This is a genomic window from Paraburkholderia sp. JPY419, from assembly GCF_050435705.1.
GTDB lineage: Bacteria > Pseudomonadota > Gammaproteobacteria > Burkholderiales > Burkholderiaceae > Paraburkholderia > Paraburkholderia youngii.
In genome coordinates this window covers 973,050-993,114 of record NZ_JBNDKV010000004.1, presented here as the reverse complement: position 1 = coordinate 993,114, position 20,065 = coordinate 973,050, and the positions used below count along the sequence as shown (strand labels likewise).

At 65.0% G+C, this 20,065-nt stretch carries 18 protein-coding genes and 1 pseudogene; 7 read left to right on the top strand and 12 right to left on the bottom strand.

Annotated elements, in window-relative coordinates:
* The first annotated feature begins 71 nt into the window (after positions 1-71).
* The 3 genes from QFZ91_RS33065 to hutC (QFZ91_RS33055) all read left to right on the top strand — a co-directional run bounded on the left by QFZ91_RS33065 (position 72) and on the right by hutC (QFZ91_RS33055) (position 2,504).
* Complete coding sequence (locus tag QFZ91_RS33065) at positions 72-908, top strand: arylamine N-acetyltransferase family protein (protein ID WP_429569776.1); 837 nt, start codon at positions 72-74, stop codon at positions 906-908.
* Positions 909-931: 23 nt separating this feature from the next.
* Entirely contained in the window at positions 932-1,612 is a 681-nt protein-coding gene (locus tag QFZ91_RS33060) for a methyltransferase family protein (protein ID WP_429569775.1), read from the top strand.
* A gap of 112 nt (positions 1,613-1,724) precedes the next feature.
* Positions 1,725-2,504, top strand: a complete 780-nt coding sequence (gene hutC / locus QFZ91_RS33055; protein ID WP_429569774.1) for a histidine utilization repressor — start codon at positions 1,725-1,727, stop codon at positions 2,502-2,504.
* A gap of 20 nt (positions 2,505-2,524) precedes the next feature.
* Here hutC (QFZ91_RS33055) and hutC (QFZ91_RS33050) read toward each other — a convergent pair whose 3' ends face one another.
* Genes hutC (QFZ91_RS33050) through QFZ91_RS33030 form a run of 5 tightly spaced genes read right to left on the bottom strand, consistent with a single transcriptional unit; the run spans position 2,525 to position 6,455 of the window.
* Positions 2,525-3,337: a histidine utilization repressor gene (hutC, locus tag QFZ91_RS33050; RefSeq protein WP_176382770.1), complete on the bottom strand. Its 813-nt coding sequence runs from the start codon at positions 3,335-3,337 to the stop codon at positions 2,525-2,527.
* The gene (locus QFZ91_RS33045) at positions 3,334-4,221 is read right to left on the bottom strand and encodes an amino acid ABC transporter ATP-binding protein (RefSeq protein WP_429569773.1); all 888 of its coding nucleotides are present in this window, start codon (positions 4,219-4,221) and stop codon (positions 3,334-3,336) included. The genes hutC (QFZ91_RS33050) and QFZ91_RS33045 overlap by 4 nt, the downstream gene beginning before the upstream one ends.
* Positions 4,222-4,235: 14 nt before the next feature.
* A complete protein-coding gene (locus QFZ91_RS33040) occupies positions 4,236-4,898 on the bottom strand; it encodes an amino acid ABC transporter permease (protein WP_184228211.1) in 663 nt (220 codons plus the stop codon).
* Between the two features lie 28 nt (positions 4,899-4,926).
* Positions 4,927-5,577, bottom strand: coding sequence for an amino acid ABC transporter permease (locus QFZ91_RS33035; protein ID WP_176105687.1), 651 nt, complete (start codon positions 5,575-5,577; stop codon positions 4,927-4,929).
* Positions 5,578-5,627: 50 nt separating this feature from the next.
* Positions 5,628-6,455, bottom strand: a complete 828-nt coding sequence (locus tag QFZ91_RS33030) for a transporter substrate-binding domain-containing protein (protein ID WP_176105688.1) — start codon at positions 6,453-6,455, stop codon at positions 5,628-5,630.
* Between the two features lie 237 nt (positions 6,456-6,692).
* Here QFZ91_RS33030 and QFZ91_RS33025 point away from each other — a divergent pair, with 237 nt between their 5' ends.
* Both QFZ91_RS33025 and QFZ91_RS33020 read left to right on the top strand, forming a co-directional pair.
* Positions 6,693-7,667, top strand: coding sequence for an isopenicillin N synthase family dioxygenase (locus QFZ91_RS33025; RefSeq protein WP_368717710.1), 975 nt, complete (start codon positions 6,693-6,695; stop codon positions 7,665-7,667).
* Between the two features lie 11 nt (positions 7,668-7,678).
* Entirely contained in the window at positions 7,679-9,115 is a 1,437-nt protein-coding gene (locus QFZ91_RS33020) for an FAD-binding oxidoreductase (protein ID WP_429569772.1), read from the top strand.
* Positions 9,116-9,208: 93 nt separating this feature from the next.
* On the opposite strand, the pseudogene QFZ91_RS33015 reads toward QFZ91_RS33020, so the two are convergent.
* The 3 genes and pseudogenes from QFZ91_RS33015 to QFZ91_RS33005 all read right to left on the bottom strand — a co-directional run.
* Positions 9,209-9,284: pseudogene (locus tag QFZ91_RS33015) on the bottom strand (ABC transporter substrate-binding protein); the annotation flags it as partial.
* Between the two features lie 22 nt (positions 9,285-9,306).
* Entirely contained in the window at positions 9,307-12,723 is a 3,417-nt protein-coding gene (locus QFZ91_RS33010; protein WP_429569771.1) for an alpha/beta fold hydrolase, read from the bottom strand.
* Positions 12,724-12,991: 268 nt separating this feature from the next.
* Positions 12,992-13,783, bottom strand: a complete 792-nt coding sequence (locus QFZ91_RS33005; RefSeq protein WP_429569770.1) for a hypothetical protein — start codon at positions 13,781-13,783, stop codon at positions 12,992-12,994.
* Here QFZ91_RS33005 and QFZ91_RS33000 point away from each other — a divergent pair.
* Together QFZ91_RS33000 and QFZ91_RS32995 are read left to right on the top strand one after the other, a co-directional pair.
* Positions 13,782-13,940, top strand: coding sequence for a hypothetical protein (locus QFZ91_RS33000; protein ID WP_429569769.1), 159 nt, complete (start codon positions 13,782-13,784; stop codon positions 13,938-13,940). The genes QFZ91_RS33005 and QFZ91_RS33000 overlap by 2 nt on opposite strands.
* A gap of 239 nt (positions 13,941-14,179) precedes the next feature.
* A complete protein-coding gene (locus QFZ91_RS32995; RefSeq protein ID WP_429569768.1) occupies positions 14,180-16,075 on the top strand; it encodes a hybrid sensor histidine kinase/response regulator in 1,896 nt (631 codons plus the stop codon).
* A gap of 39 nt (positions 16,076-16,114) precedes the next feature.
* Here the strand turns inward: QFZ91_RS32995 and QFZ91_RS32990 are convergent, their stop codons facing one another.
* The 4 genes from QFZ91_RS32990 to QFZ91_RS32975 form a co-directional block, all read right to left on the bottom strand.
* The gene (locus QFZ91_RS32990) at positions 16,115-16,858 is read right to left on the bottom strand and encodes a response regulator transcription factor (protein WP_429569767.1); all 744 of its coding nucleotides are present in this window, start codon (positions 16,856-16,858) and stop codon (positions 16,115-16,117) included.
* A 437-nt stretch (positions 16,859-17,295) separates the two neighbouring features.
* Entirely contained in the window at positions 17,296-17,493 is a 198-nt protein-coding gene (locus QFZ91_RS32985) for a hypothetical protein (protein WP_429569766.1), read from the bottom strand.
* Entirely contained in the window at positions 17,468-18,472 is a 1,005-nt protein-coding gene (gene cydB, locus QFZ91_RS32980) for a cytochrome d ubiquinol oxidase subunit II (RefSeq protein ID WP_429569765.1), read from the bottom strand. Before cydB ends, QFZ91_RS32985 begins: the two co-directional genes overlap by 26 nt.
* Positions 18,473-18,494: 22 nt before the next feature.
* Positions 18,495-19,919 (bottom strand): cytochrome ubiquinol oxidase subunit I, encoded by a 1,425-nt coding sequence (locus QFZ91_RS32975; RefSeq protein ID WP_429569764.1) that lies wholly within the window; start codon positions 19,917-19,919, stop codon positions 18,495-18,497.
* Positions 19,920-20,065: the final 146 nt, after the last annotated feature.

Below are 20,065 nucleotides of genomic sequence, written 5' to 3'. Positions count from 1 at the left end.
CCTCGCGCGATTGATTCAACGCGAAAGCGCTATGATCGCGTCGAACCCGCTACTCAACTGGAATTCCGCCGATGTCCCACTCCGTCAATCTGGAAAACTACTTCGCCCGCATCGGCTATCAGGGCCCGCGCGCCGCCACGCTCGAAGTGCTGCGGGCGATTCACCTGCTCCATCCCGCCGCGATCCCGTTCGAGAACCTGAACCCGCTGACTCGCCAGCCGGTCAGGCTCGAGCTCGAAGCGATCGAACGCAAGCTCGTGACCCAAAAACGCGGTGGCTACTGCTTCGAGCAGAACATTCTGTTCGCGAACGTGCTGATGCAACTCGGCTTCAAGGTCACGCCGATGCTTGCGCGCGTCATATGGGGCCGCGAGCCCGGCACGATCTCGCCGCGTACGCACATGGTGCTGCGTCTCGATATCGACGGCGACGAATGGATCGCCGACGTCGGCTTCGGCGGCGTCACGCTGACCGCGCCGCTACGCCTGACCGCCGGCCTTGCACAACCGATTCCGCTCGGCACGTTCCGTCTCGCCAACGCGGGGCACGACACCGTCTATCTCGAGGTGCTGGCGCCGGACGAGAGCTGGTCGCGCGTCTATCACGTCGATCTGCGCGCAGTCGAGTGGGTCGACTATGAAATCTCGAACTGGTACACGTCGACGTCGCCCGATTCGAAGTTCGTGAATAACCTGCTGGCGTGCCGCGTGCTACCCGAACTGCGCCTCGCGCTATTCAACGATCAGTTGAACGAGCGCGACGCGCAAGGGCAGATCGTCAGCGAACGGCGCCTCGCGAGTGCCGCCGAACTCGCCGACTGCCTGCGCGAGCGCTTCGGCTTGAACCTGGAGGACATCGATATCGCCGCCGTGTTCGAGCGCGTGCGCACGCGTGATGCGTCCGCATAACACCAGCCCATGAGGGAGCCGCGATGGTCGCACGTCTGATTCTGCAATCGCTGGCCTGGCTGGCGTTCATGGGCGTGCTGCTGTTCGGCGCGGCCGGCACGCTCGCGTGGCCGGCCGCGTGGTGGTATCTGCTGGAGCTGGTGGTGTTGAGCCTGTGGGTCGGCTTGTGGCTCGCGCGTCATGATCCCGCGCTGCTCGCGGAGCGGCTCGCGCCGTTCGTGCAGGCGCAGCAGAGCCGCTGGGATCGTGTGTTCATGGTCGCGATTGGAGCCGCGTGGTGCGGCTGGCTGGTCCTGATGGGCTTCGACGCGATGCGGTTTCGCTGGTCCGGGCCGCTGCCGTTGTGGCTGATGGGCTTCGGCGCACTATGCGTGTTCCTGTGCATCTTCATGTGCCGCTTCGTGTTTCGCGCGAACAGCTACGCCGCGCCGGTGGTCAAGGTTCAGGCGAGCCGCGGGCACAAGGTCGCCGACACCGGGCCTTACGCGTACGTCCGTCATCCGATGTACGCGGCCGCGCTGGTGTTCTTCGTCGGCACGCCCTTGATGCTCGGCTCGTGGTGGGGGCTCGTGGCGCTGCCCGTGATGGCGTGCGGCATGGGCTGGCGCGCGGTGCGCGAGGAGCGGCTGCTAGCCGAGCAACTCGACGGCTACACGGCGTACATGGAACGTGTCCGTTACCGTTTCGTGCCGTTTATCTGGTAGCGCGTCCAGGTGGTCTCGCCGCCGTCGAAGCGGGTAAGATGGCTCCCGGCCGCCGGAGAACCGGCCACGGTGTACCTGATGTAACACCGGCGAATCACCGATGAGGTTTGGAGTGAAAACAACTACACAGGCGCGCATCGCGCCCGCCGCACAGGCCGAGCAGAACCAGGACGCCGCCGATCGCAACCGTGACACGCCGGTCAAGGCGATGCCCGCCTACGAGCAGATCAAACGCTACGTGCTCAAGCGCATCAGCGAAGGTGCATGGAAGCCGGGCGGACTGATTCCTTCCGAAACGGAGCTGGTCAAGGAGTTCGGCGTCGCGCGCATGACGGTGTCGCGCGCGCTGCGCGAGCTGACCGCCGAGCGCGTGCTCACGCGCGTGCAAGGCTCGGGCACCTTCGTCGCGCCGCAGCGATATGAATCGACGGTGCTGGAGATCCGCAATATCGCCGATGAAATCGCCGCGCGCGGTCATCGTCATTCGGCGCGCGTGCTGACGCTCGAACCGAGTGACGACGCCGATGCGCTCGAAGCGCTCGGTCTCGCGAGCGGTCCCGCGTTTCATTCGTGCATCGTGCACAGCGAGGAGGGCGAGCCGATTCAATACGAGGACCGTTTCGTCAATCCGAGAGTGTTCCCCGAATATCTGCAACAGGACTTCTCGGTCGAAACACCGAATCACTATATGGTGCGGCTCGCGCCCGTGCAGCGTGCCGAGTTTCGCATCTATGCGCAGAAGCCCGACGCCTATGTGCGGCGTCATCTGATGATGGATATCGGCGAGCCGTGTCTGCTGCTGTGGCGGCGCACGTGGGTCGGCGAGAACGTCGCGACGTCGGTGCGGCTATGGCATCCGGCGTCGCGGTTTCATCTGGCGGGGACCGTGTAGTCCGGTTGCTGAAGCACGCTTTATCCCTGCCGCTGCGACGTATTCGGCGAAAAGCGGCAACCAAGCCGGTAGCGCGAACCCGGATGCACGAAACGCGCGAACGTCACCGCGACGCCGCTCGTCCACGTGCGGCGTGTCAGCGTCAGGCACGGTTCCTCCGCGTGAATTTCGAGCAGCTCGGCTTCGGCGGGCGTCGGCAGCGCCGCGTCCACGACGTGTTCGAGATCGTGCATCGGCACGGCCGTCAGCAGATACTCGGACGGCTTCAGCGCCGAAAAATCGTGCTGCAGAAAATCCGGCGCGACGGCCGGATTCACATAGCGATCTTCGAGCTGCACCGGCAGGCCGTTCTCGCGATGCACGCAGACCACATGAAACACCGAAGCGCCCGGCGCCAGCCCCAATGCGTTCGACACCGTGACCGATGCGGTCTCGCGCTGCAACAGCACCATGTCGCAACGATATGCGTGGCCGCGCGAGCGGATCTCGTCGCCGATATGGGCAATCATCAATAGTGTGGATTGCGGCTTGTTCGGTGCGACGAAAGTGCCGACGCCCGATACGCGGGTGACGAGCCCCGCGTCGGCGAGCTCGCGCAGCGCGCGGTTGACCGTCATCCGCGATACGCCGAGCGTCCCGACGAGATCGAGTTCGGAGGGCAGACGATCGCCCGCCTGGCGTTCGCCCGAGTCGATGATCTGGCGAATGTGCTGCTTGACCTGCTCATAGCGCGCGGCGGGCGCCTCATCACTGCCGCGCGCGGTTCTGGCCGCGGCGCGGGCCGCGCTGGCGGAGAATTTGCCGTGAGGCTTGTTGCGAGCGGTGGTGCTCATAGCGGCGGGGTGTCGTCGGGGCCGCGCGTCCAGAACGCATTGCGGTCGAAATAGTTCTGTAGAAACTGCCGCAGACGCGGCTGCGCGGCATTGTGAAACACGTCGCGCGGCTTGCCCTGCACGGCAATGCGGCCTTGGTCGATGAACATGACCTTGTCGGCGACCTGCGCGGCGAAGCCCATTTCGTGCGTGACCACGGCCATCGTCATGCCGTCGCGCGCGAGCTGCTTCATCACCAGCAGCACTTCGCCGACGAGCTCCGGATCAAGCGCCGAAGTCGGTTCATCGAACAGCATGATGTGCGGCTCCATCGCGAGCGCGCGTGCAATCGCGACGCGCTGCTGCTGACCGCCCGACAGCTTCGCCGGATACGCATCGCCCTTGTGCGCGAGGCCGACTGTCTCCAGCATCGCGTTCGCGCGGCGGCGCGCTTCGTCGTTCGACAGGCGCCGCACGCGCAGCAGCGCTTCCATCACGTTGCCGAGCGCGGTCATGTGCGGCCACAGGTTGAACTGCTGGAACACCATGCCGACGTTGCGGCGCACGCGGTTGATCTCGCCATGCGACGCGCGCACGCGTTTGCCGTTGCGCTCGGTATAGCCGAGCAGTCCGCCTTCGATGCGCACGTCGCCGTGGTCGTAGGTTTCGAGCGCGGCGAGGCAGCGCAGCAGCGTGCTCTTGCCCGAGCCCGACGGCCCGATGATGCAGACCACTTCCGAGCGCGCGATCTCGAGATCGATGCCGCGCAGCACCTCGACATCGCCGAAGCGTTTGCGCAGATCGCGCACTTCGATCAGCGGTGCGGCATTCGATGCGTTCGCCGTTGCGCTGGCGGACGGCGCGGATGATTGCGCGGGGGAGTGCATGTCGGCGATGGCGTTCATAGGGGGTCCCGGAATCATGCCATGAAGCGTGCGAGGCGGGCTTCGGCCCACATGCCCGCGCGCGAGGTCAGCTCGACCAGCGCGAGATAGCACACGCACAGCACCAGCAGCGTTTCGACGAAAGCGAAGGTGGCCGAGCCGATACCGGTCAGCACGAAGGTCAGTTCGGGCACCGTGACGATCGACAGCACGGCCGTTTCCTTGCTCAGCACGATGATCAGATTGGTCAGCGCGGGCACGATCAGCACCAGCATTTGCGGCGCCTGGATGCGTATGATCGCCTGCCAGCGTGTGAGCCCGAGACAGGACGCCGCTTCGAGATGGCCTTTGGGCACCGACTGGAAGCCGGAGCGGAACGCCTCGGCGAAATACGCACTGCCGTAGAGACCCAGGCCGACGATGCCGGCCGTCATCGGTTCGAGCGTGAGCCCGATCGACGGGCCGCCGTAGTACAGCAGAAACAGCTGCACGAGAAACGGCGTGCCGCGCAACAGTTCGATATAGACGCGCAGCGCGGCGCGCAGCCAGCGTCCGCAGAACAGTTGCAGCACCGCGATCAAAAAGCCGATCACGAGACCGATGGCGACGCCCGCGGCCCAGCTGCCGAGCGTCGTCGCGAGACCGGCGGCGATAGGCTGCAGGTTGTGCGTGATGACGGTCGGATCGAACGTTTGCATGGCGAGGTTGGCTTAAACGTGAGTCGATTCAGGCGTGCTGCAAACGGTGCTCGGCCGCATGCGCGACGAGCGCGAGCGAACCGCAGATCACGAAGTAGATCAGCCCTGCCGCGACATACGCTTCGAGCGGCCGGTAAGTGCTCGCGGCGATGTTCTGCGCGGTGCGCGTCAACTCGGCGACGCCGACCACCGAGATCAGCGAAGAAGCCTTGATCAGCAGCACCATTTCGTTGACGAGCGACGGCAGCGTCAAACGGAATGCTTGCGGCACCAGAATGCGCCGCAGCGTATCGAGCGGGGAGAGCCCGAGCATGCGCGCGGCTTCGAGATGTCCGGGCGGGATGCTTAGAAACCCGCCGCGCAGAATCTCGGCTATATACGAGGCCGAGCACAACGACACCGCGCTGATCGCGGCGACGATCGGCGACACGTTGATACCGGCGAACGGCAACAGGTAGTAGACGAGCAGCAGCTGCACGAGCATCGGCACGCCACGAAAGAAGAACACGTAGGCGCCGCCCGCGAGCCGCGCGGCGCGATGCTGCGACAGCCGCGCGGTGCATACGCCGATGCCGACGAAGAAGCCGATCACGAGCCCCGTCAGCGAAATGCCGACGGTGGCGAGCGCCGCATGCAGCAGCAGTGGCAGGCCCTGAACGAAGACGGTCGTGTTGAACATGGGTCGCGGCCGGTGGAACTGGAAGGACGACGCGTGCCGCCCACGGACGCTCAGTAGTTCGGCGTGGGCATCGTGGAAGGCATCTCCATTGCGACGCCGAACCACTTCTTCTGCAACGCGGCGAGGCGGCCATCCTTCTGCATCTTCACGAGCGCGGCATTGAACGCGTCGGCGAGCGGCTTGCTGTCGGCGTCCTTACGCAATGCGTATGCGAAGTACACCTTCGCGCCGAACGGCGGCTGCACGACCGCGAACATCTCGGGGCGCTGCTTGGCGACATACGCGATGTTGGTCATCGAGTTCGCCACCGCGGCGATGCGGCCCGCCGCGAGGTCCGCGTAAGCCTGATTGTTGTCGACATACTCGCGGATTTCCGGCGGCTTCGGCAGCGTGGCCGCGTAGCTCTTCAGCTGATCGAGCTGCGCGGAGCCCTTGCCCGCGCCGATCGTTTTGCCCGCGCTATCCGCCGATTGCTTGATCGACGCATCGTTCGCGCGCTTGAGCAGCGCGTCGGTCGCATCGGCGACGGGCAGCGTGTACGTGTAGCGTTCCATGCGCGCCTTCGTGACCGTCAACGGGCCGCCGACCATATCGAACTTGCCCGCTTCGAGACCGGGCAGCACGCTCGGCCACGGCAGATCGATGAAGCGCACCTTGACGCCGATTTCCTTGCCGATCTCCGCGAACAGGTCTTTGTTGAAGCCGGCCTGCTGACCGTTCTCGAGGAAGTCGAACGGTGCGAACTGCATTTCGGTGCCGACCACCAGTTCGCCGGCCTTCTTCACTTTGGCGAGCTGGTCTTCGGCGTGCGCTGCGACGCTCGCCGCGCACAGCGCCAGCACGACCAGACCACATTTCCAGCCTGCAAGGATACGCATGAGGTTCTCCGGGGCGAATTGCTGTTGGGTGGCCGGCGTGTCGAAGTCTTCGTTGTGGACCCGCCGCGCCGACGCCGATTGCGGGCCCTGCAGGGCAGTATATACTGCGTTTCAGGCGAAAAATAAATGCTCGCGCGAGTAGAGAAAAGCCCTGACATGGAGGTGCGCGAAGCAACTTGCGGCAGTGCTTTTGGCGGTATATACCACTGCAATACCGATCCTCGAAGGAGCAGCGCGATGCCCGCGACTCGCATTCCGATCATCGATGTCGCCGGCGTGCGCGCGGGCGACCAGCAGGCGCTCCGACGCGTCGCGCAAGAAATTCATGAAGCGTGTACGACGATCGGTTTCTTCTACATCGTCAATCACGGCGTACCGCAGGCGACGATCGATGCCGCCGCGCAAGCCGCGCGCACCTTCTTCGCGTTTCCGGTCGACACCAAACGACGCGCGGCCGTCAATCATCGGCATCGCGGTTTCAATGCGCTGGGCGACGCGACGATGTACCAGGCCAAGCGTCCCGACTACAAGGAGTTCTTCAGCATCGGCCTCGAACTGCCGGAAGACGATCCCGACGTGCTGGCGGGGCAAGCACTGCGCGGGCCGAACAACTGGCCGGAGTTCATGCCCGGGTTGCGGCCGGTGTTGTATGACTATTACGAGGCGGTCGGCGCGTGCGGCGCCGATCTGTTGCGCGCGGTCGCGGTGAGCCTCGGCGTCGAGGAAAATTTCTTCGTGCCGCGCTACACGAAGCGCATGCAGCGCACGCAAATGGTCTACTACCCGCCGCAGCCGCCGCAATCGGATGAAGATCAGTTCGGCGTCGCGCCGCATACCGACTACGGCTGCATCACCTTGCTGTGGCAGGATCAGGTCGGCGGCCTGCAGGTGCGCGAAATCGCCAACGATACGTGGGTCGAGGCGCCGCCCGTCGAAGGCAGCTTCGTCGTGAACGTCGGCGATCTGCTCGCACGCTGGACCAACGACCGCTTTCGCTCGACGCTGCATCGTGTGATCAATGCATCGGGGCGCGAGCGCTATTCGATCGCGACGTTCTACGATCCGACCTATGGCGCGCTCGTCGATCCCCGTGAGCTGGGCGCGAGCGACGCGCAAAGCAAATATCAGCCGGTCGCCGCGGGGGACTATATCCTCGGCCGCATCAACGATTCGATGGGCTATCGTAAGAAACTCGCCGCTACGGCACGGTAAGGAACTCCTGCATGACAGAGCAGAGCATCACCGAAGACAAGAGAACCCAGATCGCAAGCGCGACCGCGCCGCTCGCGACGACACTCGAGGCGTTGCGCGCCGCGCTCGGCGCCGACGCGGTGCGCGTCGGCGAACAGATCGGCGAACACGCAATGACCGACTGGACGCGCCACGAGCCGACGCGTCCGGCGGCGCTGCTGCTGCCGCACACGACCGACGAGGTGTCGCGCGCACTGGCGATCTGCCACGCCGCGCATCAGCCAGTGGTGCCACAAGGCGGCATGACCGGACTCGCGGGCGGCGCGATTGCGCGCGCCAACGACATCGCGTTGTCGCTGGAACGCTTGAGCGGCGTCGAAGAACTCGACGCGGCGTCGGCCACACTGACCGTGCGTGCCGGCACCACGTTGCAGGCTGCGCAGGAAGCCGCCGAGCAAGCAGGCTTCGAACTCGCGCTCGATCTCGGCGCGCGCGGCTCATGCCAGATCGGCGGCAATCTGGCGACCAACGCGGGCGGCAATCGCGTGATCCAGTCCGGCACCGCGCGCGATCAGGTGCTCGGTCTCGAAGTGGTGCTCGCGAATGGCGACGTGCTCAGTTCGCTCGGCAAGATGGTCAAGAACAACACCGGCTATGACCTGAAGCACTGGTTCATCGGTTCGGAGGGCACGCTCGGTGTGATCACGCGCGCGGTGTTGCGGCTGCATCCGCGACGCGCGGCGCGTCATACGGCGCTCGTCGCGCTGAACGATTACGATGCCGCGGTGAGCCTGCTGCGCCGTCTCGCGACGCGCTTCGGCAACGACATCGGCGCGTTCGAGATCATGTGGCCGGACTTCTACGATTTCGGCGTGAAGCTGACCGGCGCGCGCTCGCCGTTCGACGTCGCGTATCCGCTCTATGCGTTGATCGAACATGCGGGTTTCGATGCCGACGACGCTGGCGAACGCTTCGCGCAAGCGCTAAGCGATGCGCTACAGACGGGCGCGCTGCGCGACGCGGTGATCGCGCAGTCGGTTGCCGATGCGCGCGCGCTATGGGCGATCCGCGAGTGCACCGCGGAGTTTCCGCTCAAGCTCGACCCGATCAACTTCGACGTGAGTCTGCCGATCGGCGAGATCGGCAGGTTCGTCGACCGTTGCCGCGCGGCGCTCGATCAGTGCTGGCCCGGCAACGAAGCGTATTTCTTCGGGCATATCGGTGATTCGAATCTGCATCTGACCGTTGATGGCCATTCGATTCCGGGCGTCGATCATCACTCGGTCTATGCGTTTGTCTACGAGATGCTGGGGCCGCTGCGCGGGTCGGTGTCGGCCGAGCATGGCATCGGGTCACTGAAGCGCGAGTTCCTGCCGATTTCGCGCTCGCCGGCCGAGCTTGCCGCGATGGTCGCGATCAAGCATGCGCTCGATCCGCACGGCGTTCTGAATCCGGGCAAGCTGTTTTGATACTGATGGAGGCGGCGCGTGCGCCGCCTGATCGCTCAGTGCGCGGCGACCGGATCGAGCCCGGTTGCACGAACCGTTTCCTGTGCGGCCGGCGACGCCGAGCCGCTTGAACATCGCGCTGAATATAGACGCCGCTTGCGCTGTCCGAGTAGGCGATCGACTTCGCACGGCACATCGGCGATGCCGCGCCGTCAATGCGCGTTCAGATAGCTGACGATCAGCGGATAAACATCGACCGCCGCGTTCTTGCCGAAGATGCAGTCGATATGCCCATAGCCGGGAACCAGATGCCGCTCGTACGGCTGCTCGGGGAAGCGCTCGCGCAGCAGGTCGTAAGTGCGTTCGGTGCTGACCGGCAGATAGGTTTCGTTCTTCTCGCCGTGAATGAAGCCGATCGGCAGACGCATGCCCTCCAGTCCTTTCATGCCGTTTGCACCGCTCAGATACACGTCGTCGCCGCGCGCATCGACGACATGGCCCGCGCGGACCATCGTGGCCAGATGCTGGAACACGGCCATGTCGTGAATGCCGAACAGTTCCTGCAGGTTCGCATGCAGCATCTCGTTCAGCTTGTCGTGCTCATAGAGCAGGCCATACAGGAACGTCGCCCGATGACAGATCGCATTGCCGCAGCCCTCGTCGTGATCGACCGGATAGAGACGCAGCGCTTCGTCGAACAGGTTCTCGGGCCACGAATCTTCCTGCGTATAGGCAGTGAGGTCGCGGATGCGCAGATGCTGCATCAGGTCGGGAATATGCAAGCCGGCCTTGATCCGTTGCAGCGTGCCCGGCACCGGATGTGCGGACACCTGCGAAATCACCGCCGAGCGCACGCCCTTGAGTCCGTATAGCAGCGACATGCTGAGCGCGAGGCCGCCCAGGCAGTGGCCGAGTACCTGGATGTCCGGCGCGCCGGTCACCTCGCGAATCTTCGCGACCGCGGCGGGAATGTCCTCGCGCGCGACCATGTCGACGTTGGCCGGCACCAGCACGCTCGGCAGTTCGATGCTGACCCGCAGATCGACGAGCCATACGTCGTAGCCCGACGCGACCAGATATTCGACGAGGTTGGTCGATATCAGATCGGTCGAGAAAATGCGGCTCGAGACGCCCGAGCCGTGGATCAGCAGGATCGGCTTCGACTCTTTGTCCGCGGCGGGATCGAAGTAGCGCGTGAGCTTGAGTCGAGTGCGGTCCGGTGTATCGAAGTAGGTGATCTGCGGCGCCGGCGCGCGCAGCGTGCCCTTGGCGCGCGGCGGCGTGTACGGATCGTAGAACTGCAGCGGCGCGGCGACGCCGCCGTATTCGTTGAACAGCACGCCCGCGAAGAATTTGCCGAACTTCAGCGTCCATTCGAGGCGCGTCTTCAGGTCGGGCGCGTGCGTGACTTCGAGCGTGCGCTGCTGCTTGAGGAAGTTTTCCGGCGTGATGACGAGCGTGGCGGTGCCCACGACGGGCGCATTGTCGTTATTCGACGCGCGTATCTCCGCATACAGCGTGTTGGTCTGCTCCCACAGGTTGATCGGCGACGTGCGCGTGATGATCTTCCTGCCGGTCAGATACCAGGTGTTGCCTTCGGCCGCGTCGAGCGTCATCCGGTAGTTCATGTTGCGCTCGTCGACGTCGGACTCATCGACGACGAACAGGTTGAACGTGCCGTCGCTGATCGTCAGCGGTTGTGCGGAGAGGGCGCCGCAGGTCAGCGTGCCGGCGGTGCGCGCGAGGTGATCCGGGTTGCTCAGCATGTCGGCGAGATCGTCGGACTCGACCGTCAGCGTGAATTCGATCGAGCTCTTTGCAGCTTCGCCCGCCACCTCGGGCGTGTAGGTGCCGACCATCGTTTCGGTGAAGCGCAGGCCGATCTTCTGCGCGGGCGGCGCGGCGGCGGTGCCCTTCGACGCGTAATCGATCGACCAGTCGTGCGCTTTGGCCAGCAGCGCGCAGTTGCGTTCGGCGAGCGCGGAGATGGTCAGGAGTGGATTGACGCCGAGCGACATCGGCATCACCGCGCCATCCATCACGTAGAGGCCGTCGTGCACCGCGGCGCCGTCCGTGCCGCTGAACACGCGGCCCAGATGATCGACCACGCCATGCGCGGCATCCTCCGCCATGCCGCAGCCGCCGAGCGGATGCACGGTCACGGTGCGCCGGCCGGCGATCTTCGTCGAAATCGGGTTGCGCAGATATTTGCCGCCGAGCGGCTTGCTGGCCTCGATCAGCACGTCCTCGACGGTCTGGAAGATCGGCTGGCGTCCGGCGTTTTTCCATTCGATGCGCGCACGGCCTTTGTCACCGATCTTGATGCGGCCGCTTTCGTCATCGTGCGCCATCACGAGGTAGCTTTGCGTGTGATTGAGCGCACCGTGGTACGGGCCGCGGATCAGGCTCTCGATCGCGCGCGCGTCGTAGGCCGTGCGCTCGAGCAGCGACGGGGCGCCGGCCGCATCCACGCCTTCGAGCGGCGCGACCGCGCCGAGCATGCCGACGAGCGCTTCGCCGACCGGGCCGGCCAGCGAGCCTTCCTCGATCACATAACCATCCCTGACGTTTTTCTCGGCGGCGCGATTGTCGATCAGGCCGGTGATGGTCGGCCCGACCGGAGGAATCTGCCCTGGCTTGTGCTCGCCCCAGCCGACGCCGTTGATCGGGTCCTTCGTGTTGTACGCGAAGGCGAGCACGTCGCCGTTGCCGGTGAAGTGCTGGCCGAGCATCTCCGACGTGCTCAAGCCGGCGGCGCGCGAGCGCAGCAGCAGCGCGGTCGAGCCGATCGTGCCCGCCGCGACGATGACGATATCGGCCAGCACGAACAGATCGGGCGCGTCGTAGCTTTCGCGGCCGAGCTTCACGAGCTGGAAGTTGACCTTCCATTGCTGGGTGTCGGGATCGCGCAGCACCGAATGCACGGCCGTGCCGGTGAAAATCTGCGCGCCGTGGGCGACCGCGTCGGGCAGATAGTTCATGTGGGTCGAGTTCTTCGCGTCGTAGTTGCAACCGGAGTTGCAATCGCCGCAACCGACGCAGCGCTGCTGCTCGACGCCCGCCGCGTTCGGGCCGGTCTCGAACGTGACCGTGATCGGCGGACGGCTGAAGCGGTCCGCCATGCCGAGCGCCTGCGCCGATTTTTCGAGCGCCTGCAGCTTCGGCAGCGGCGGGAAGTCGTCGGGGACCGGCGACGGCGACAGCATTGTCCGGGCGAGCGCATAGCCGTCGTCGCGTCCGGCTTTGTCGGCGCGCAGCGCGGCGGGCCAGCGCGGGTCGTCCCACAGGCGCGGATCGGCCTCGAGCGCGACGTTCGCATTGATCAGCGACGTGCCGCCGAGCCCGCAGCCCACCACCGCGTTGACGTCCTCGTTCACGTGCACTTCGAGCAACGCGAGCGGTGAACCGATCTGCGCCTCGGCCGTGTTGTACTGGATATTCTCGGCGCCCTGTACGGGCGTGCGCGGATACTCGCCGGCCATGAATTCGCGGCCGCGCTCGAGCACGCATACGCGACGGCCCGCGCGCGCCATGCGGCTCGCGGCGATCGCGCCGCCGTAGCCCGAGCCAATCACCACCACCTCGTAATGCCGTTGCAGCGCCGTCGGCGCGCTCGATAAGCGGTTCATCAGGACCACCTCGTCTGGAATCGGATGCGGGGAAAGGAAGCGCGGCTTCGGAATAAAGACGGCGTGCTGCGGCAGCTTTTTTATCGTAGGCGGAATATCGCTGCAAAAAAAGCGAATGCAAAAAATGCGCGCCATGAAGGGGCGCGCCGAAGTCGTAGCGTGCGACATTCAGGGCGGCATGACCGGCCGGCCATTGCCGGGTGTACCCGGCCGTACGGGCATGCGCTCTTACTCCGCTTCTTATGTGGCCTGTTGGTTCTCCGAACTATTACGCGGCCACTTCATTGAATTCGCTATCGCTCGATTCCGCCGCGAGCAGATTCAGCGCAACCAGAATCGCCGCGCGATTGTCGACGTCGATCTCGATGCCGAGCGCGTCGGTGAGCCAGCGGCCGATCTTGGTGTTGGAAAATTCTTCGGCGCCGGCCGTCTTTTTCATCGTGACGCCGAGTTTGACGGCGCGATAGTGATAAGAGGGCACTCGATGCTGCGCCGCCACCGCCGAAAGCCCGCCTTTGCCTTCCGAGCACCAGCCGAGGCTGCCGGCCAGCACGATCCGCTCCGGTTCGTCGAGCCCTTCGATGAACTCGCGCGCCGCGCGCCGCACCTGCTGTTCGTCGAGGCCGCATTGCAGCAGCACGCTTGCCACCGGGTCTTCGAGCGCGTGCGCGTGCAGATCGATTTCCTGCGCGACGCCCTCGGTCTCCATCGACACGTTGCGCTGATGGCACGCGCTGCGCAGGCAGTCGATCAGATAGCGGCGGAAATACGCGCACACTGCGTAGCTGTTGGAGGGCGCGCTGTCGGCGCAGGCGTTCGTTTCGGTGTGGCCGGGCGCGAGGCGCAACACCTTCGCGTAGATGAACTGCGCGACCAGTTCTTCCTTGTCCTCGCCGAGCGCCTGCAATTCGAGCGGGTGATAGGTCCGCAACGCGCGCTTGACCAGTTCGACCATCGACACCATTTCGTCGGCGGAGAGCCGGGTGCGTCTGCGCCACAGGTCGGGCAGGATCGCGTCGTCGAGTTGGCGGGCGAACTCGTAGCTCGGGACTGCGCCCATGGAAACCTCCGTCACGGTTGGCAGGGAGCGCGGTGAGCCGCGGCGCGTGGGCCGCGAAGCGGGGGGATTTGCCTGTGTTGCCGCGCTGAAACGTGAATGCAGTATGGTTCGCGGCAAGGCCTTCGCCTATATGGAAGAAGTGTTAGCTGATGGGTAAACTCCCGGGTAAACCTTCTGACGGATTGCTGACGATTCGTCTGAAGCGTGCGCATTCGCCGTAGAATGAACCGCGCGGGCGGCGCGTTTGGTCGCCCGGTTCGACCCGCGGTTTTGCCGGAGCATCGCCGCCTGGCCAGTGCTTCGTCTCAACGAAGTTGCGATGCCCCCGCGATCAAACTGCGTGGGATCGGATCAGGCGCTAAAGCGCTAACGCCGATCGACAAAGGAGAGCGCCCCATGCGGGCCGACCCGATCCAGCGTGCCATCGACGAAGACCTCGTGCGCGTGCTCTACGCGCAGGACCCGATCGCGTTCTTTTCGCACTGGTTTTCGATTGCGGTGCTGGTAGCCATCTACTGGCCGCATGTGCCGGCGCCGCCGTTGTTTATCGCGTGCTTCGTTTTTTATGCGCTCGCCAATTGCGCGGGCCTCGCGCTGTGGATTTGCAATCGCCGCTATCCGCAGCTGGCGTCGCCGCGCGACTGGATCTATCTGCACGCGCTGCGTGGCGTGCTCCTGTACAGCGGACCGGGCTTCGCTGTGTGGTTCGCGTTCCAGAGTCCGCAAACCGATCTGCCGCTATTGCATACCGTGCTGCTGGTGACGCTCGCGGCCGGCGTGTTCATGTCGAATGGGTTCGACCTCCTCAATTTTTCGACGTCGATTCCGTTTCTGCTGCTGCCGTCGATCGTGCTGCATTTCGGCTCGCATACGTTCGATCGCACGATTCTCGCGATCGTGCTCGCGTTTTTCTTCTGCGCGATCAACGTCTACGCGATGAGCTATCGCAAGCTGTTTCGCCAGGTCGTGCAGGCTCGTGTCGATCAGCAGTACCTCGCGGAATCGCTGGCCGCGCAAAAGCGCGTAGCCGAGGAAGCGAGCCTCGCGAAGACGCGCTTTTTCGCGGCCGCAAGCCACGATCTGCGTCAGCCGCTGCATGCGATCGGGCTGCTTGCGGCGTCGCTGAACGACCCAGCGGCGACGCCCGCGCAGCACGCGAAGACGGCCGGGCACATCGTCTATAACGTCGAGGCGCTCAATCAGCTGTTCAACCAGGTGCTCGATCTCGCGCGGCTAGAAAGCGGGGTGACCCAGGTGATCCGGTTGCACTTCCGGCTCGCCGAGCTGTTCGAGCGGGTCGGCAGCCAGTATCGTCCGCAGGCCGCGGCGAAGGGGCTCGCGCTGCGCATCGCGCCGACTTCGATGGTCGTCTATGACGATCCCGTGTTGCTCGAGCGCGTGCTCAGCAATCTGCTGTCGAACGCGGTGCGTTACACCGAGCAAGGCGCGATCTGGCTCGGCTTCCGGCGCGCGGGGCGACAAAAGGGCGGCTATATCGAGGTGCGCGATTCGGGCGTCGGCATTGCGCCGGAGGAGCATCAGCGCATTTTCGAGGAGTTTTACCAGGTCGAGAATCCGCAGCGCGACGCGCGTCAGGGACATGGGCTCGGATTGCCGACCGTCAGGCGGCTGGTCGGCCTGCTTGGCGGCGAGTTGCAGCTGCGCTCGGCGCCGGGGCGCGGCTCGGTGTTTCGCTTTGCGGTGCAGGCGGGCGACGCGAGCGGCATCGTCGCGAGTCTGAACGATTCGGTTGCGGGCGGCCCGGCTTCGCTGGGGCGGCGCGTGCTGTGCATCGACGACGAGCCGTCGATACTCGAAGGCCTCGCGAGCCTGCTCGAGCGTTGGGGCTGCGAGGTGCGCGGCGCGCGCGACGAGGCCGGTGCGCTCGCCGCGCTGGCGGAGGGCTTCGTGCCCGACGCGGTGCTGTGCGACTACCAGCTTGCCAATCGTCGCACCGGCGCGCAGGCGCTGAGCGCGATGCGCGGCGCGCTCGCGCGCGAGGGGCACGGCAATGTGGTCACGCTGCTGATCACCGGCGATATGGCGTCGGCGGAGCTGGCGGCGCTCGCGTTGCAGGGAATTCCAGTGCTGCACAAGCCGGTGACGCCGGCGCGGTTGCGGCGCACGCTGGAAATGCTGTGGCAGCAGACGGAACTCGACAAGGGGCGGCTGGCGGGACCAGTAGTGTTGGGAGACGGGGCGGCACAGGTTGGTTCAGCGCAGTCGCGCGCGGGGGGCGGCTCGCCGCAAACGGAAGCGGGCTCCGGGGCGCAAAGCGAAACGCAGCCTTAGCAACGCGGAATCAGCGACGGTTGGCGCTGCGGCGCAGCGCTACAGCGTTTTCCCCGCCTCCAGCCATCCATTGATTACCGCGATCGCCGTCGAGCGGTTATGCACGCCGAGCGCGCGGAAGATCACCGACAGATGCACCTTCACGGTACCCTCGGCGACGCCGAGATCGCGCGCGATCATCTTGTTGGTCCAGCCGCGATGCACGAGCCGCATGATGTCCTGCTGACGTGGTGACAGATTCTCCAGCAAATGCTGCTGATGCGGCTGCAGCGACGGCATCTGCCTGAGAGGTTCGGTCTGCGCGGCGGCGTTCGGGGGCGGCGCTGCTGCCGATGCATCCGCTTCTGCGCCCGCGCAGCCGGCCGCCTGCGTCTCGCGCGTGCCGAGCAGACTCAGCGCTTCCATCGGCACATAAGCGCCGCCGGACAGCACCAGTTCGATTGCCTTCAGCATCACACTGGCGGGCTGGCGCTTCGGCACGAAGCCGAGCGCGCCGGCCGCGAGCACGGCGCGCATCTCGTCGGGCGATTCTTCAGCGGACAGCACCACGACCGGCAGCGCCGGATTCGCCTTCAGCAGCGATTCGAGCGACGTCGCGCCGCTCATCCCCGGCATATGCAGATCGACGATCGCCAGATCGTGATTGGCGTCGGGGCGCGCGGCGGTCGCAAGGGTTTCCCAGCTGTCGGCTTCGTCGAACTGGGCGTCGGGATCGAAGCCGCGCAGCATGCCTTTGACGCCTTGCCGGATCAGTTCATGGTCGTCGGCTACAAGAAACTTCATGATGTCTCCGCGAGTCGAGCCAGTCCGTTGAGGGCTGCCGCCGATGCGCATTCCGCCGTTGCGGGCTGCGCACTTGCAGCGTAAATAACTGCGGTACTCATGACACACATCATGGCCGGTCTTCCGCGCTTCTTGGTCGATCTCAGGGACCCCGGACGAGCCGATCCGATTGCCGTTCTCTCGTGCTGCGATTCGCATCCGGCATCGTTCCAGCTCGCCAGGGTCCCGCTCCCTTGCCGTGCCGCGCGCCGCTTGGCAGGGCTGCGACGCGCATGGCCGGCTGCCGGCATCGTTCGATGCGCTTCGTGATGTTAAGGCAGGTCTCCCGCGCATAGGTTCCGGCTTGCTACGTAGACGAGCCGCGCGCACCTTTTTTGAAGCGCTGGCGGGCGATCCGGCAAGTTATGCCCATCGGATCGGCACGGGTTCGCGCGCCACTATCTGACCGCAAACAGCGTCGCTTTCATCAGAAGCTTGAAGGCGAAACCGAGCGACATCGCCGCGGCCACGCCGAAGCACCAGAGCGCGATGAACCAGAGCCAGCCCGGCAGCTTGCGGCCGGGCGCTGCCGCATTGGTAGCGGGAGCCGACGCGCGGACACCCAGCTTTTCAGTGGTAGTGACGTTGGTCGCCATGACGCACCTTACCTCGAAAGACCCAGTAACCCATCGTCGTATAGGCGACGATGATCGGCAGGATCACCGCCGCGCCGGCCAGCGTGAACGTCTGGCTCGTGCGTGGCGCGGCGGCTTCCCATAGCGTGAGGCTCGACGGAATCGCGTACGGCCACAGGCTCACCAGCAACCCGAGATAGCCGAGCAGCACGAGCGCCAGCGCGAGCACGAACGGCGTGTTGTGGTGGCGCGCGCGCACCGCGCGATGCATGAAGAACGCGCAGATCGCGACGAGGAACGGCACCGGCAGCAGACGATAGAAGATCCCGTCATGGAACCAGCGTTGCGCGATGCCCGCATCCATCAGCGGCGTCCACAGGCTCACGAGCGCGATGAAGCCGAGCAGCACCAGCGTCAGCGGCCAGACCACGCGATGCAGTCGGCGCTGCAGGTCGCCTTCGGTCTTCGCGACGAGCCAGCAGCAGCCGAGCAGCGCGTAGGTCGCGACGAGCCCGAGGCCCGTCAGCAGGCTGAACGGCGTGAGCCAGCCGAACGCGTCGCCGGCATACGCGCCATCGACGACCGGAATACCTTGCAGGAAAGCGCCGAGCACGATGCCCTGGAAAAACGTCGCGCCCGCCGAGCCGCCGATGAACGCGAGGTCCCACAGGTGCCTCGTGCGACGCGACTTCGCACGGATCTCGAACGACACGCCGCGAAAGATCAGGCACACCAGCATGAACACGAGCGGCAGATAGAGCGCTGACAGCACGGTCGAGTAGACGACCGGAAACACCGCGAACAGCGCGGCGCCGCCGAGCACGAGCCAGGTTTCGTTGCCATCCCATACTGGCGCGACCGTGCTCATCATCAGGTCGCGTTCTTTCTCGTCCGGGAAGAACGGAAAGACGATGCCGATGCCGAGGTCGAAGCCGTCCAGCACGACGTACATGAAAAGGCCCAACGCAATGATCGCGGCCCAAACGACGGTTACGTCCATATTCTTTCTCTCGTAGCGTGGGTTAGACGACGTCGATCATCCGATCGGCGGCGGACAGCGGGCGGCGCGCGGTCTGCGCGGGCGTCGGCTGCGGCAGGCCGTGCGGCGTGTCGTGCGGCTTGCCGCCGGGCAGTGCGGGACCCGAGCGCATCAGCTTCAGCATGTAGTAGATGCCGGTGCCGAACACGAGGAAGTAGACGGCCACGAACGTCATCAGCGACAGACCGACCTGCTGCGTGGTCAGCGGCGACACCGCCTGCGACGTGCGCATCACGCCGTACACGACCCACGGCTGACGGCCCGCTTCGGTGGTGACCCAGCCGGCCAGCAGCGTGATGAAGCCGCTCGGCCCCATCGCGACGCATAGCCGCTGGAACCACTTCGCTTCGAACAGACGTCCACGGCGATGCAGCACCCACGCCGCGATCGACATCGCGATCATCAGTACGCCGAGTCCGGCCATGATGCGGAAGCTCCAGAACACCACGGCCGAATCCGGCCGGTCCTGCGGCGGGAATTCCTTAAGCCCGCGGATTTCGCCGTCCCAGCTATGCGTGAGGATCAGGCTGCCGAGGTGGGGGATCGACACCGCGTAGTGCGTGGTTTCGGCCTTCATGTCGGGGATGCCGAACAGGTTCAGCGCGGTGCCGCCTTTTTCGGTGTCCCAGATGCCTTCGATCGCCGCGATCTTCGCCGGCTGATATTCGCGCGTGTTCAGGCCATGCTGATCGCCGACGAATGCCTGGATCGGCGTCAGAATCAGCAGCAGCCACAGCGCCATCGAGAACATCTTCTTGACGGCGGGATCGCGTCGGCCGCGCAGCAGATGCCACGCGCCGACCGCCGCGACCACCAGCCCCGCGACGATGAACGCCGCCAGCGCCATATGCGCGAGCCGGTACGGGAACGACGGATTGAAGATGATCTGGAACCAGTCGAGCGGCACGACATGGCCGTCGACGACCTCGAAGCCCTGCGGCGTCTGCATCCAGCTATTGGACGCGAGAATCCAGAAGGTCGAGATGAGCGTGCCGATCGCGACCATCAGCGTCGCGCCGAAGTGCGCGCGCCGACTCACGCGCTGCCAGCCGAACAGCATGATGCCGAGGAAGCCCGCTTCGAGAAAGAATGCGGTCATCACCTCGTACATCAGCAGCGGACCGGTGACGGGCCCGGCGAAACTCGAGAAGCCGGACCAGTTGGTGCCGAACTGATAGACCATCACGACACCGGAGACGACGCCCATGCCGAAGGCCACTGCGAAGATCTTCGACCAGAACAGACAAAGATCTTTGTAGTAGGCCTTGCCGGTTTCCAGCCAACGCCATTCGAGAACGGCAATGAAGCTGGCGAGACCGATGCTGAGCGCGGGGAAAACGATGTGAAAAGAAACCGTGAACGCGAATTGAATGCGCGCGAGATCGAATGCCGATAGTGCCGAGTTCATGATCCTGTTGTGCGTGATGGCCGCGTGAGCGGAATTACGCGCATCGACCGATATCGGTGCGCACTGCGCGGGGCAGATGGCGCAAGAGTAGGGGATCGAAACAAAATGTGTTGCAATGCGCTGTGCGTCAAAAAACCGCCTTGTTT